9 protein-coding genes are annotated in these 13,037 nt (G+C 75.2%); 4 read left to right on the top strand and 5 right to left on the bottom strand.

The genetic code is table 11. The annotated features are described in order from the left end of the window. Positions 1 to 236 precede the first annotated feature (236 nt). The gene (locus tag ABZ801_RS06630; RefSeq protein ID WP_344955466.1) at positions 237 to 1,091 is read left to right on the top strand and encodes a polysaccharide deacetylase family protein; all 855 of its coding nucleotides are present in this window, start codon (positions 237 to 239) and stop codon (positions 1,089 to 1,091) included. Here the strand turns inward: ABZ801_RS06630 and cutA are convergent. The 5 genes from cutA to ABZ801_RS06655 form a co-directional block, all read right to left on the bottom strand. Further along, positions 1,028 to 3,484, bottom strand: a complete 2,457-nt coding sequence (gene cutA, locus ABZ801_RS06635; RefSeq protein ID WP_360693736.1) for an aerobic carbon-monoxide dehydrogenase large subunit — start codon at positions 3,482 to 3,484, stop codon at positions 1,028 to 1,030. The genes ABZ801_RS06630 and cutA overlap by 64 nt on opposite strands. Further along, positions 3,484 to 4,032 carry a (2Fe-2S)-binding protein gene (locus ABZ801_RS06640; protein ID WP_360694155.1) on the bottom strand — a complete coding sequence of 183 codons (549 nt, stop codon included), beginning with the start codon at positions 4,030 to 4,032 and terminating at the stop codon, positions 3,484 to 3,486. The genes cutA and ABZ801_RS06640 overlap by 1 nt, the downstream gene beginning before the upstream one ends. Continuing rightward, the gene (locus ABZ801_RS06645; protein WP_360693739.1) at positions 4,032 to 4,949 is read right to left on the bottom strand and encodes a xanthine dehydrogenase family protein subunit M; all 918 of its coding nucleotides are present in this window, start codon (positions 4,947 to 4,949) and stop codon (positions 4,032 to 4,034) included. The genes ABZ801_RS06640 and ABZ801_RS06645 overlap by 1 nt, the downstream gene beginning before the upstream one ends. After that, a complete protein-coding gene (locus tag ABZ801_RS06650; protein ID WP_360693742.1) occupies positions 4,946 to 6,457 on the bottom strand; it encodes a solute carrier family 23 protein in 1,512 nt (503 codons plus the stop codon). The genes ABZ801_RS06645 and ABZ801_RS06650 overlap by 4 nt, the downstream gene beginning before the upstream one ends. Positions 6,458 to 6,772: 315 nt before the next feature. Further along, on the bottom strand, positions 6,773 to 8,533 hold the full coding sequence (locus ABZ801_RS06655; protein WP_360693745.1) for a PucR family transcriptional regulator ligand-binding domain-containing protein: 1,761 nt from the start codon (positions 8,531 to 8,533) through the stop codon (positions 6,773 to 6,775). Positions 8,534 to 9,120: 587 nt separating this feature from the next. Between ABZ801_RS06655 and ABZ801_RS06660 the strand changes: the two genes are divergently transcribed. The 3 genes from ABZ801_RS06660 to ABZ801_RS06670 are packed head-to-tail and all read left to right on the top strand — an operon-like array spanning position 9,121 to position 12,996. Further along, the gene (locus ABZ801_RS06660) at positions 9,121 to 10,092 is read left to right on the top strand and encodes a DUF2877 domain-containing protein (protein WP_360693748.1); all 972 of its coding nucleotides are present in this window, start codon (positions 9,121 to 9,123) and stop codon (positions 10,090 to 10,092) included. A 26-nt stretch (positions 10,093 to 10,118) separates the two neighbouring features. Further along, positions 10,119 to 11,579 (top strand): FdrA family protein, encoded by a 1,461-nt coding sequence (locus ABZ801_RS06665; protein ID WP_360693751.1) that lies wholly within the window; start codon positions 10,119 to 10,121, stop codon positions 11,577 to 11,579. Then, on the top strand, positions 11,572 to 12,996 hold the full coding sequence (locus ABZ801_RS06670) for a DUF1116 domain-containing protein (RefSeq protein WP_360693754.1): 1,425 nt from the start codon (positions 11,572 to 11,574) through the stop codon (positions 12,994 to 12,996). The genes ABZ801_RS06665 and ABZ801_RS06670 overlap by 8 nt, the downstream gene beginning before the upstream one ends. Positions 12,997 to 13,037 lie beyond the last annotated feature (41 nt).

The raw sequence follows: 13,037 nt of genomic DNA on the forward strand, positions 1-13,037 counted from the left end.
CTAAGGAATCCCCGCGCCCGGCCGAACGGCAACTCCTGCCGAGCGCGCGCCGCGTCTTGGGCAGAATCGGCCCCCGCGTGGACACGGCATGATCAGATGTATGCCGTCGTGTGACTCGGCTCCCCTGCGGGGAACGCGAACCTCAGCGGGTGTCCAAGCGTCCACCCAAGCGTTGACCGCCGACCGTCGCGCGACACGGCTTCGACGTCGGCCGAGGGAACGGGAGAACGCGCCTGATGCGAGGGAAACTGCCGGTGGCCGCCACGGTGGCGGCCGGTGTGCTGGGCGTGGCCGCGGGGACGTGGCCGACGGTGCGCGCCGCGGCGGGCGGCGACTCCGGCCCGTCCATGCGCAGCCAGCTCGCCGCCGTGGTGGCCGACCAGCACTGGCCCGCGCCCAGGCCCGGGTCGTGGACGCCGCCGCGGCCCGCCCCGGACGGCCTGCCGCCCGTCATCAACCGCATCACCACCAACGACAAGGTCGTCTTCCTCACCATCGACGACGGCTACGAGTACGACGCGGAGTTCGTCCGGCTGGTGCGCACCCGCAAGGTGCCGATCATGACGTTCCTGACCACCCGGTACGTCGACGGCCACGGCCAGTACTTCTGGGCGCTGCGCCACGCCGGGTCGCGGATGGAGAACCACACCATCTCCCACCCCGACATGCGCACGCTCGGCCCCGAGGCGCAGCGCAAGGAGATCTGCGAGGCGTCCCAGACCATCACCCGGCAGTACGGCCGGCGGCCGGAGATCTTCCGCCCGCCGTTCGGCAGCTTCAACCAGGCCACGCGCGAGGCCGCCAGGCAGTGCGGCATCAAGTCGCTGCTGCTGTGGTCGGCCGAGTACTACAACGGCACCACCGGCCCCGGCGTCGGCTTCGACGGGTTCGCCCGCGCCGACGGCGGCAAGGGCTTCAAGCCGGGCGACATCGTCCTCATGCACTACCGCAAGGGCCTGGCCAAGCAGTTCGAGACGATCCTCGGCTGGATCCAGCAGCAGGGCTTCCGCCCCGCCGCCGTGGAGAACTACCTCCCCCGGTCCCTCGGCGGCAACGCACCGGACGCTCCCACGCCGCCCAAGCAGCAGTGATCCGCGTCGTCCTCGGCGTTCTGGGAGCGGAGGCGCAGGTGGTAGAGGTCGTCGGGTGACAGGGGCATGCGGTGGACGCGGATGCCCTCGGCGTCCTCGATCGCGGCGGCGATGACGGCCGAGACCGGGATGACGCCCGCCTCGCCCGCGCCCTTGACGCCCAGGGGGTTGAGCGGCGACGGGGTCTCCAGGTGGGCGGTCTCGATGCGCGGGATCTCGGTCGCGTACGGCATGAGGAAGTCCATGAACGAGGCGTTGAGGAGCTGGCCCGACTCGTCGTAGGCCATGCGTTCGTACAGGGCGCCGGCGATGCCCTGCGCCACTCCCCCGTGGATCTGGCCCTCGACGATGCGCGGGTTGACCAGACGGCCGCAGTCGTGCACGACCGCGTACCGCAGGACGCGCACCTCGGCGGTGTCGGGGTCGGTCTCGACGATCGCGGCGTGCATCCCGGCGGCGAACGTCGAGCGGACGGGCGAGTAGTAGCCGCGTCCCTCCAGCCCCGGTTCCTCGCCGCGCAGCGGGGGCTCGGCGGCGTCGCCGCCGACGGCGAACTGGGTGGCGCGCGCCGCCTCCTCGTCGAAGGCGTACCGCAGCGGGTTGGACAGGACGGCGACGGTGCGCAGCGGCACCGACGCCGAGGGGTCGCCCTTGACGTGCACGATCCCGTCGGTGATGTCCAGGTCGCGCGGGTCGGCCTCCAGCGCCTCCCCGGCGATGCGCAGCGCCTTGTCCCGCACCTTGCGGGCGGCCAGCGCGATGGCGTTGCCGCTCGTCACGGCGGCGCGGGAGGCGAACGTGCCGACCGCGTACCCGAAGCGGCGCGTGTCGCCCGTCGTGACGTGCACGTCCTCCACCGGGACGCCCAGCTCGGCGGCGGCGATCTGGGCGAACACGGTCTCGTGCCCCTGGCCCTGCGAGGTGAGCCCGGTGGCCACGTGCACGCGCCCGGACGTGTCGATCTCGACGTGGCCGCCCTCGTACGGCCCGACGCCCGTGCCCTCCACGTAGCAGCCGAGGCCGATGCCGACGCGGCGGCCCTCGGCGGCGGCCCGCGCACGCCGCTCCGCGAAGCCGTCCCAGCCGATCAGTTCCTTGAGACGGGCGAGCAGCGCCGGGTAGTCGCCGGAGTCGTAGATCAGGGGACGGCCGTCCTGGAACGTCAGGCCCTGGTCGTAGGGGAACTCGTCGGGGCGGATGAAGTTGGCCTCGCGCACCTGCGTCCGGTCGCGGCCGAGGTGGTCGGCGATGCGGTCCATCGTGCGTTCCATGCAGAAGACGCCCTGCGGGCGGCCCGCGCCCCGGTACGGGGTGACGATGACGGTGTTGGTGTAGAGGCTGGTGACCTCCGCCCGGTAGGCCCCGATCTTGTACGGGCCGAGCAGCTGGGTGGAGGTGACGATCGGGATGATCACGCCGTACGGGGTGTAGGCGCCGTGGTCGTGCAGGATCCGCACGTCCAGGCCGAGCACGCGCCCGTCGTCGTCGAACCCGACCCGCACGTGCTGCACCTGGCCGCGCTCGTGGGCGGCGGCGACGAAGTGCTCGCGCCGGTCCTCGGCCCACTTGACCTCCCGGTCCAGCAGCCGGGCCGCCCACGGGACGAGGATCTCCTCCGGCCACGGGTGGACGATCTTGACGCCGAAGCCGCCGCCGACGTCCGGGGCGATCACCTCGACCTTGCCCGGCGGCAGCTCCAGCTTGGCGGCGATGGCGGCGCGCACGCTGGTGGAGGCCTGGGTGGAGGAGTAGACGCGCAGCGACCCGTCGGCGGCGTCCCAGCGCGCGTACACGCCGCGTCCCTCCAGTGGCATGGACGCGCTGCGCTCGATGTCGAGGCGGAACTCCAGCACGTGCGGGGCGGCCTCGATCGCGGCGTCCACGTCGCCGCCGGTGTGCTGGCGCAGGACGGCGCCGACGTTGCCGGGCACGTCGTCGTGCACCAGGTGCTCGGCGCGGGCCGCCGCCTCGATCCCGACGACGGCGGGCAGCGGCTCGTAGTCGACCCGGATGCGGGCGGCGGCGTCCTCGGCCAGGTAGCGGTCGCGCGCCACGACCATCGCGACGGGCTCGCCGACGTGCCGGACGACGTCGCGGGCCAGCGGGTGGGCGGTGCGGCCGTGGGTGAGGGACGGGTGCGGGATCAGCAGCGGCAGCGGTTCGCCGACCCGGCCCGGCAGGTCCTCCCAGGTGTAGATGGCCACGAGCCCGTCCACGTCGAGGGCGTCGGCCACGTCGATGTCCAGGACGCGGGCGTGCGCGTGGGGCGAGCGGACGAACGCGGCGGCGAGGGCGTCGCGGCCGAGGTCGTCGAGGTAGCGGCCCTGCCCGGTGAGCAGCCGGGGGTCCTCCCGCCGCGGGATCGGCTCGCCGAAGACGCGGGTGCCGCCCATCAGCCCGCCTCCCCGGCCCGGAGCCCGGCCCGCCGTTCGGCCTGGACCTCGCCCCGGGTTTCGCCCTGGGCCTCGGCCTGGAGTTCGGCGGCCCGGTGGACCGACCGGATGATGTTCTGGTAGCCGGTGCAGCGGCACAGGTTGCCGGAGATGCCCTCTACGACCTCGTCGTCGGTGGGACGGGGGTTGCCGCGCAGCAGCGCCGTCACCGTGCACAGGAAGCCGGGGGTGCAGTAGCCGCACTGCAGGCCGTGGCACTCCTGGAAGGCGCGCTGCACCGGTGACGGGGTGCCGTCCGGCGCGGCCAGGCCCTCCACGGTGGTGATCTCGTGCCCGGCGGCCGTGACGGCGAACATCAGGCACGAGCGCACCGGCTCACCGTCCAGCAGCACCGTGCAGCACCCGCACACGCCGTGCTCGCAGCCGACGTGCGTGCCGGTCAGGCCGAGGTCGTGCCGCAGCAGGTCGGACAGCAGGCGGCGGGCGGGCGCCCGTGCCGTGCGGTGCACCCCGTTGACGGTCAGCTCGACGTCGTAGGTCTCCTCCATCACCACCCCGCCTCCTCGTTGATCGCGGACGTGTGGGCGCGGCCCAGCGCGTCGGCCGTGGCGGCGCGCAGCGCGCGTTCGGTGAGCACGCCTGCTAGATGCCGCCGGTAGTCGGCGCCGGCGTGGATGTCGGACTCGGGGTCGAGGCGCTCGCGGACGAACCCGGCCACCCCCGACCAGTCGGCGTCGCCGGGCGGGCGGCCGGTCTGCGCCTGGCGGGCCCGGCGCGTCAGGTCGAGCACGAGCGGTGTGGCGGCCACGCCCAGGTATCCGGCGCGGGCGGCGCTGACCCGCAGGTCCTCGTCCAGGCTGACCACGGCGGCGACCCCGGCGAGCGCGTAGTCGCCGTGCCGGCGGGACGTCTCGGTGAACGCGACGCCGGTGCGGGGCGGCAGGGCGGGGAAGAACGCCGAACCGGCCAGCTCCCCGGGACGCAGGGTGCTCTCCAGCGGTCCGGCGAAGAAGTCGGCGGCGCGGACGGTGCGGCGCCCGGCGGCGGACACCGCCTCGACCGTGCCGTCCAGCACGGCCAGCACGGCGGGCAGCTCGGCGGCCGGGTCGGCGTGCACCAGGCTGCCGACGACGGTGCCCCGGTTGCGGATCGCCGGGTGCGCGACGTGCCGCAGCGCGGCGGGCAGCAGCGGCTGGACGGCCGCGACGCCGGCGGAGCGTTCGACGGCGGCGTGCCGGGCCAGCGCGCCCACGCGCACCCCCCGCGCGTCGGCACGGACGTCGCCGAGACCGGCGACCCGGTTGATGTCGACGATGTGGGCGGGCTCGGCCAGCCGCATGTTGAGCAGCGGGATCAGGCTCTGCCCGCCCGCCAGGACCTTGGCGTCGGCGCCGTGCTCGGCCAGCACGTCCAGCGCCTCGGCGAGCGTGGCAGGGGCGTGGTAGGCGAACGGCGGCGGCTTCACGGCTGGGCGTCGCCTCCCGCGGTCGCCGCCTCGGCCGTCCCGCCGGGCGGGCCGCCCGGTGCCGGGCCGCCGGACGCGGTCCCGCCGGACGGGGGCGCGCCGCCCGCCGGGGCCGCGGCGGCGGAACCGCCGAGCCGGTCGGAGATGGAGCGCAGCAGGTGGTAGCCCACCAGCACGACGATCGTGCCGAACGCGATGCCCTCCAGCTTGAAGTCCTCGTTGATCTCGTGCACCACCGGGCCGAGCGCCAGGATGATGCCCGCGCCGACCGGGACCATGTTGACCGGGTCGGCGAAGTCCACCCGGTTCTCGACCCAGATCTTGGCGCCGAGCAGCCCGATCATCCCGTAGAGGATCACGGTGACGCCGCCGAGCACGCCGCCGGGCGTGGCGGCCACCAGCGCGCCGAACTTGGGGCACAGCCCGAACAGGATCGCGATGACCGCCGCCAGGTAGTACGCCGCCGTCGAGTAGATCCGGGTGGCGGCCATGACGCCGATGTTCTCGGCGTAGGTGGTGGTCGGCGAGCCGCCCACCGAGCTGGCGACCACGGTCCCGACCCCGTCGGCGAACACCGCCCGGCCGATCAGCGGGTCCAGGTCGGTGCGGGTCATCTCCCCCACGGCCTTGACATGCCCGGTGTTCTCGGCGATCAACGCGATGACGGCGGGCAGCACCAGCAGGACCGCCGACAACTTGAAGTCGGGGGCGTGCATGTGCGGCAGCCCGAACCAGTCGGCCTGCCGGACGCCGTCGAAGCTCACCCGGTCGTGCGGGAACGCGGTCGCCACGCAGTACGGGCCCTCGGGCGCGCAGGCGCGGCCCGCCGCGTCGCGCAGGTTCTGCCCGGGCAGGACGGACGTGACCGGCCCGGCGGCCCGGTCGAGCACCCACGACAGCGCGTACCCGAAGACCAGCCCGACCAGCACGGCGACGCGGCCGACGAACCCGCGGAACACCACCATGACCAGGAACACGAACGTCATGGTGATCAGCGCGACCCAGTGGTCCTGCGGCCAGTAGGTGTCGGCCACCACGAACGCCAGCCCGAACCCGATGAGCATGACCACCGCACCGGTGACCACGGGCGGGAACACCCGGTGGATGAGCCGCGGGCCGAGCAGGTGGATGAGCACGCCGCACGCGGCCAGCACGCCCCCGGCGACCAGGATCGCGCCCGTCACCCAGGCGTCGGTCCGGGCGGTGTCGACGCCCGCCCTGATGGCGAACACCCCGCCCACGAACGAGGCGCTGGTGCCCAGGTAGCTGGGCACCCTCCCCTGGACGATCAGCAGGAACAGGATCGTGGCGACGCCCGACATCATCACCGCGAGGTTCGGGTCCAGCCCCATCACCAGCGGGAACACGAACGTCGCGCCGAACATCGCCACGACGTGCTGGGCGCCGATGCCGGCCGTGCGCGGCCACGACAGCCGCTCGTCCGGCGCGACGACCTCGCCGGGCGGCGGCGTCCCGCCGTCGCCGTGCACCTTCCAGCCGATGCCCATCCCCGCCCTCCCTCGGGCCGCCCGCGTCCGCGGCGCGTCTACGGCTCTTTGCCCCGCTACACGGCCTTTTACGGCCTTGCGGGCAAACTAGATCCAGGCAGGGGGGCGGGCATCGGCGACATCTGCCAAACCCGCGACCCGCTGTTGGGTGGGGAGTGTGGCGTACGTCACCGACGTGTTACGTATCCGGGCGCAACGGACATGCCCCGGCACGTTCGAACGAAGGTGGCAGGAGGACGGGGGGTCGGCGGGGGGGTTCTGAGAGTTGGCGGGTTCGGGGGGAGCGTCGGGAGTCGTCGGTGCGTGCGGAGAGGGTCAGATGCCGCGCATGCGCAGGACGTGCAGGGCCAGGGTGAGGTTGAGGCGCAGGTGGGCGTCCTCGGTGAACGGGCCGAGCATCCGTTCCAGCTTGCCGATGCGGTAGCGCAGCGTGTTGTAGTGGAAGTGCAGGCGCCGGGCCGTCTCGGCGACGTTGAGGTTGGTCTCCAGCAGCACCTGCAGGGTGCGGCGCAGGTCGACCAGCTCAGGCTCGTCGTCGCCCGCCAGCTCGCCGAGGGTCTCCCGGACGAAGGCGTGCAGCTCCTGCGGATCGGACACCAGGCTGAGCAGCCGGTAGACGCCCAGCTGGTCGAAGTGCGCGCGGGCGCCGTCGCCGTGCAGCTGCCGGCCCACCCGCACCGCCTTGACGGCCTGCTCGTAGGCCTCGGGCAGCGCGGACGGCGAGGAGACCGTGCGGCTGATGCCGGTGGAGAACGTCCGCTTGGCCGACAGGTGCTCGGCGAAGATCGCGGTGGCCTCCTTCAGCATCGCCTGGACCGGTCCACTGGAGAGTGCCGCCTCGTCGCCGTCCGCCATCCCGATCACCGCGACGACCTCGTGGGCGAAGCTGGCGACCGCGGCGCCCCGGTCGTGCCGCCGCACCGCGGTGCTCCAGGCGGCGGCCAGCCGCTCCTGGGCGACCCGCTCGTCGGCGCCGCGGCCCCCGCCGCGCGCCACCTCGCCCGCCTGACCGTTCTGGCCGCTCTGGCCGTTCTGGAGGCTCTGGGCGCTCTGACCGTTCTGGCCGTCGGCCGGGCGGGTGCGGCCGTCCAGCTCGGCGACGACCACCATGACCGGACGGTCCAGGTCCCAGCCGAACCCGGCGCAGTGCGCGATCACCCGGTCGTCCTCGCCGGCCCGGCCCGACAGGATGTCGCGCAGGTAGTCGGCGCGGTACTTGCTCTCCACGGCGGCGACGGCCTGCTGCTTGGTCACCACCAGCGCGGCCACGGTGGCGGCCCGCTCCAGAATGCCGAGGTCGGCCTCGCGCAGCGTGCCCGCGGGGCTGTAGGCGATGATCCGGCCGTGGTCGAAGCCCCCGGCCACCACGGGCACCACCAGGTGGTCGCCCTCGCCGTTGACGCACACCCCGGGACGCCCCGACAGCACGTCGAACGCCCGCATCGCCTGGATGTGCTCGTCGGGGCCGGATCCGGCCAGCACCCGCTGGTCGCCGTCCAGCACCACGACGGCCACGTCCAGCAGCGTGGCGACCTCGTCCACGACCTCCTGCAGGCCGCCGCCGCACAGCACGATCTGCACCAGCGCCCGGTGCACCTCCTCGGTGCGGGCCAGCACGGCCGCCTGCCGGTTGAGGATGTCGGTGAGCACCTGGTTGAGGATGTCGTCGAAGCCCACGTCGTTGGGCAGCAGGATGAGCGGGAAGCCGCGCCGGTCGGCCTGCGCGATCATCTCGGCGGGCAGCGAGTCCAGGTACCGGCCCAGCTTGATCGCCAGCGCGGCCAGGCCCCGCTCGTCGAGGTCGGCCACCAGGTTGTCCAGCGACTGCGGGGTGTTGCGCAGCGGATATCCGGTGGTCAGCAGCAGTTCGTTCGGCTTGACCCACGCCAGTACGTCGGGCACCTCCATGACGTTGAGCCGCTGCACCACACGGTCCAGCCCCGAGCGGCCTCCGATGAGCCGCGCCCCGGCGAGGGTGGACACCCCCAGCACCTCGCCGACGGGCAGGCCGTAGGTCAGCGTGCCGGTGCTCGCCAGCCGCAGCGCGGGCGGGCCTGGATCCGCATTCAGTGACATCACTTCGCTCCCAACCGTGAACAGGCGCCGAGGTTCTTCGGCCGCCGACTATCTACGGGCGCGGCCCGGGTGGGGGCTGGCCCGGCGGTCCCGGGGTCGGGTCCCCCCGGGACGTCACTTCGCATGCGCGGCCCGGCGGTGACGCACCTGCCGGTTCGCCCGGCCCGGTCGGCGGCCGGTCGCGCCGGCCAAGGGCGATCGTCCGCCCGGCGACGCGGCCGGTCAAATGGCCCGTCAAATGGCCGGTCGCACGGCCGGACGCACGGCCGGACGCGCGGACGCAGCGCAGCCCTGAGGCCGCCGGAACCGTCCGGGCGGTCCCGGCCGGTCGGGGCTGCCTGCGTGAGGTGCTCACCAAAGCTCGCTCAAGGGAACGGTCACCTCGCTTTTGCTGCTTACATCGCGCAAGATGCCCCGATCGCTACCGGTATGCGATCAACCCTGACAACAAACACCAAGGACGGAGACCATCCTTGGCAGGATTCACCATACGTCCGGTGGCGGGCCCGGTCTACGGTCCTGCCTGAGGTCGGGCCCGAGCGACCGCCGACGACACACGCCCGGCGGCACCGGCCTCGGGAGGATCCGTGACCATCGTCCTGCGTGACCCGATCCCGCTGCGCGCGCTCACCGGGCGACCCCCGGCCGCCGGCGCCGCGGGGCTCCCCCTGCGCCCGCTGCTGGAGGCGCCGCGCCGCCCGGCGCGGGTGATCGCCGCCTTCCCCTCCGCCGTCTACCTGGAGATGCGCGTCGAGCCGCGGGCCGACCCGCGCACCGGCACCTGCCGCGCCCCCGAACCCCGCGTGCTCGCGGTGGTCTGCTCCGACGCCGTCCGGCTGCCCAACGCGCTGGTGCTGGCCGCGACCCGGCGCGAACGCCCCTTCCGCTCCGTCCGCGAGGGCGCCGAGGCCTGGGTCGGCGACGGCCTGGTCGAGACCGACGGGCTGTACGTGCGGGCCCGCCGCTGGTGGGACCCGGTGCCCGCGCTCGGCCCGCTCACCCCGTCCGGCGCGGCCCGCGGCCTGCGCGAGCTGGAGGACGCCCTCGACGAGGCCGACGCCGCCGCGGCCTGCGGCCTGGCCGGGCATCCCGACCCCGAGGCCCTGGCCGGCGCCTGCGCCGCGGGCGATCTGGCGGGGGCCGTCGAGGCCGCCGAGCGGATCGTGGGCCTGGGCCCCGGGCTGACGCCCAGCGGCGACGACATCCTGTCCGGCCTGCTGGTGTCGCTGCGGCTGGTCGGCGGCGCCGTGCGGGGCGGCGAACGGGCCGTGTGGCTGGCCGGCTGGCTCGGCGCCGCCGTCACCGCCGACGCGGGCACCCGCACCACGGCGCTGGCCGCGACCCTGCTGCACTGCGCCGCGTCCGGCTCCGCCGGGGCCGACGTGGCCGCCGTGCTGCGCGTCGTCGCGGGCCACGAGGCGCCCCGCCCGGCCGTGCGGCGGCTGCTGGCCGCCGGGCACACCTCCGGCGCCGACCTGGCCTGGGGCGTGCGCGCGGGCTGCCACGCCGCGCTGGCCCTGGCCGCGTCCGCCGCGTCCCCCCACCGGGCCACTGCATGACGGAATGCGTCGCGATCGGGGGCACCATGAGCACGACGGGGACGACCGGCGGCAGGTGGGTCGAGGTGCGGCGCGGCGCCTACCACGACTCGGTGACGCTGATGCGGGTCAGCCGCAGCCTGGCCGAGCGGCCGGATGTGGCCGAGGCGATGGCCGCGATGGGCACCGACCTCAACCGCGAGATGTTCGGCCGGATGGGCTTCGAGGTGCCCGCCGACGCCGGTCCGGGCGACCTGGTGGTGGCGATCCGCACCGCCGCCGACGCGCCCGGCCACGCCCTGGACGACGCGCTCCGCGCGCTCGACGAGCTGCTGAGCCGCCCGGCCGCGGCCGGGACCGCCGGTGAGGAGGAGCCCGCGCGGACGACCGCCTCGGCCGCGCGGCGGATCGACGCCGGGCTGGCGCTGCTGTCGATGCCCGGCCCGCAGGTGTTCCCCGAGGCCATGGACGCCCTGGACGCCGGGCTCAACGTCATGGTGTTCAGCGACAACGTGCCGGTCGAGCAGGAGATCGCGCTCAAGGAGGCGGCGGCGCGGCGCGGCCTGATCGTCATGGGCCCCGACTGCGGCACCGCCGTGGTCGGCGGCGCGGGCCTGGGGTTCGCCAACGCGGTGCGGCCCGGCCCGGTCGGCGTGGTGGCCGCGTCCGGCACCGGCGCGCAGCAGGTGATGTGCCTGCTGGACGCGGCGGACGTGGGCGTCAGCCATGTGCTCGGCGTGGGCGGGCGCGACCTGTCGCTGGAGGTCAGCGGGCGCTCGGCGCTGGCGGCGCTGGCCGCGCTCGACGACGACCCCGCCACCGAGCTGATCGTCGTGGTGTCCAAGCCGCCCGCCCCGCGCGTGGCCGGGCTGATCCGCGAGGCGGCGCGCCGCCTGGACACCCCGGTGGTGTTCGCGCTGCCCGCCCCCGGCGAGGACGACCTGACGGCGGCGGTGGAGCGGGCCCTGACCGCCCTCGGCCGCCCGGTGCCGCGCTGGCCGCGCTGGCCCGCGCCGCAGCCGCCGGTGCCGCCCGGCCGCGCGCTGCGCGGCCTGTTCGCCGGCGGCACGCTGCGGGACGAGGCCGACGCGATCGTCCGCGAGTCCCTGGAGGGCGGCGGGCACGCGCTGCTGGACTTCGGCGACGACACCTACACGCGCGGACGCCCCCACCCCATGATCGATCCGACGCTGCGGCTGGCGGCCGTGGCCGAGCACGCCGCCGACCCCGCCTGCGGGGTGCTGCTGCTGGACGTGGTGCTCGGCCACGGCGCCGAGCCCGACCCGGCCGCCGCGCTGGCCCCGGCGATCGCGGCGGCCCGCGCCGACCGCGCCGACCTGGCCGTCGTGGTGTCGCTGTGCGGCACGCCCGGCGACCCGCAGGACCGCGACCGGCAGGCCGCGGCGCTGCGGGAGGCGGGCGCGTCGGTGTTCGCCTCCAACGCCGAGGCCGCCCGCCACGCCGTCCGCCTGCTGCAAGGGCTCGTGGAAGGAGTCCCGGATGAGTGACGCGCGCCCCCGGCTGGGCGGACTGCTGACCCGCGAGTCACGCGTCGTCACCGCGGGCGTCGGCGTGCTGGCCGAGGCGCTGGCCCAGCAGGCGGTGCCGGTGGAGGCGGTCGACTGGCGTCCGGCGCCGGAGGAGTCGCTGCCCGCGCTGAACGCCGTGCTCGGCGACCCGCGCCGGGCCGAGGCCAACGCCCGCGCCGTCGGGCGCATGCTGTCGGCCCGGCCGCACCTGGTGGACGTGCGTCCGGCGTCGGAGGTGCTGGGGCTGGAGCCGGGCGCGTTCCTGCACGCCGGCCCGCCCCTGGAGTGGGACCGCGCGTCCGGGCCGATGCGCGGCGCGCTCATGGGCGCCATGCTGCTGGAAGGGCTCGCCGGCACCCCCGAGGAGGCCGAGCGGGCCCTCGCGCGGGGCGCGGCGACGCTGGAGCCGTGCCACCGCCACGGCGCCGTCGGGCCGATGGCGGGCGTGGTGAGCCCGTCGATGTGGATGCTGGTGGTCGAGGACGCCGAGCACGGCGGCACCGCCTGCTGCTCGCTCAACGAGGGCCTGGGCAAGGTGCTGCGGTACGGGGCGTACGGGCCCGAGGTGCTGGAGCGGCTGCGCTGGATGGGCGCCGTCCTCGGCCCGCTGCTGCGCGACGCGGTGCGCCGCCACGGCCCGATCGACCTGGTCGCGCTGATCGCGCAGGCCCTGCAGATGGGCGACGAGCTGCACAACCGCAACCGCGCCGCCACGTCCCTGCTGGTGCGCGAGCTCGGCGCCGACCTGGTCGCCGCCGACGCGCCGCGCGCGCACGTCGCCGAGGTGTTCCGGTTCGTGGCGGGCAACGACCACTTCTTCCTGAACGCGTCCATGGCCGCCGCCAAGGCCGCCGCCGACGCCGCCCGCGACGTCCCCGGGTCCACGCTGGTGGTGGCGATGGCCCGCAACGGCACCGACTTCGGCATCCAGGTGTCGGGCACGGGCGACCGGTGGTTCACCGGCCCCGCGCAGGTGCCCGACGGGCTGTACCTCGGCTCCTACGGCCCGGCCGACGCCAACCCCGACATCGGCGACTCGGCCATCACCGAGACCGCCGGGATGGGCGGGTTCGCGCTGGCCGCCGCGCCCGCGATCGTCCGGTTCGTCGGCGGGGAGGTGCCGGACGCGGTGGCCGCCACCCGCCGGATGTACGAGATCACGCTGGCCGAGCATCCGGCGCTGCAGATCCCGCTGCTGTCGTTCCGCGGCACCCCCGCGGGCGTGGACGTGACCCGGGTGGTGCGCACCGGAATCCTGCCGGTGATCGACACCGGCATCGCCGGGCGGGAGCCGGGCGTCGGGCAGGTCGGGGCCGGGCTGGTGTCGCCGCCGGCCCGCGTCTTCGCCGACGCCCTGGCGGCCCTGGCCGCCGCCGTCCGGCCGGGGCCGGCGTGACCGGGCCGACGATCGGCCCGCCGACCGCTGCGCAATCCGGG

It is taken from the genome of Actinomadura sp. NPDC047616, from assembly GCF_040642915.1.
GTDB classification, from domain to species: domain Bacteria; phylum Actinomycetota; class Actinomycetes; order Streptosporangiales; family Streptosporangiaceae; genus Spirillospora; species Spirillospora miaoliensis.

Bases quoted from the DNA above. Each gene is read 5' to 3' on its own strand.
- ABZ801_RS06655 (WP_360693745.1), bottom strand. From the start codon at position 8,533: ATGTCACTGAATGCGGATCCAGGCCCGCCCGCGCTGCGGCTGGCGAGC.
- ABZ801_RS06650 (WP_360693742.1), bottom strand. From the start codon at position 6,457: ATGGGCATCGGCTGGAAGGTGCACGGCGACGGCGGGACGCCGCCGCCC.
- ABZ801_RS06630 (WP_344955466.1), top strand. From the start codon at position 237: ATGCGAGGGAAACTGCCGGTGGCCGCCACGGTGGCGGCCGGTGTGCTG.
- ABZ801_RS06670 (WP_360693754.1), top strand. From the start codon at position 11,572: ATGAGTGACGCGCGCCCCCGGCTGGGCGGACTGCTGACCCGCGAGTCA.
- cutA (WP_360693736.1), bottom strand. From the start codon at position 3,484: ATGGGCGGCACCCGCGTCTTCGGCGAGCCGATCCCGCGGCGGGAGGAC.
- ABZ801_RS06640 (WP_360694155.1), bottom strand. From the start codon at position 4,032: ATGGAGGAGACCTACGACGTCGAGCTGACCGTCAACGGGGTGCACCGC.
- ABZ801_RS06665 (WP_360693751.1), top strand. From the start codon at position 10,119: ATGAGCACGACGGGGACGACCGGCGGCAGGTGGGTCGAGGTGCGGCGC.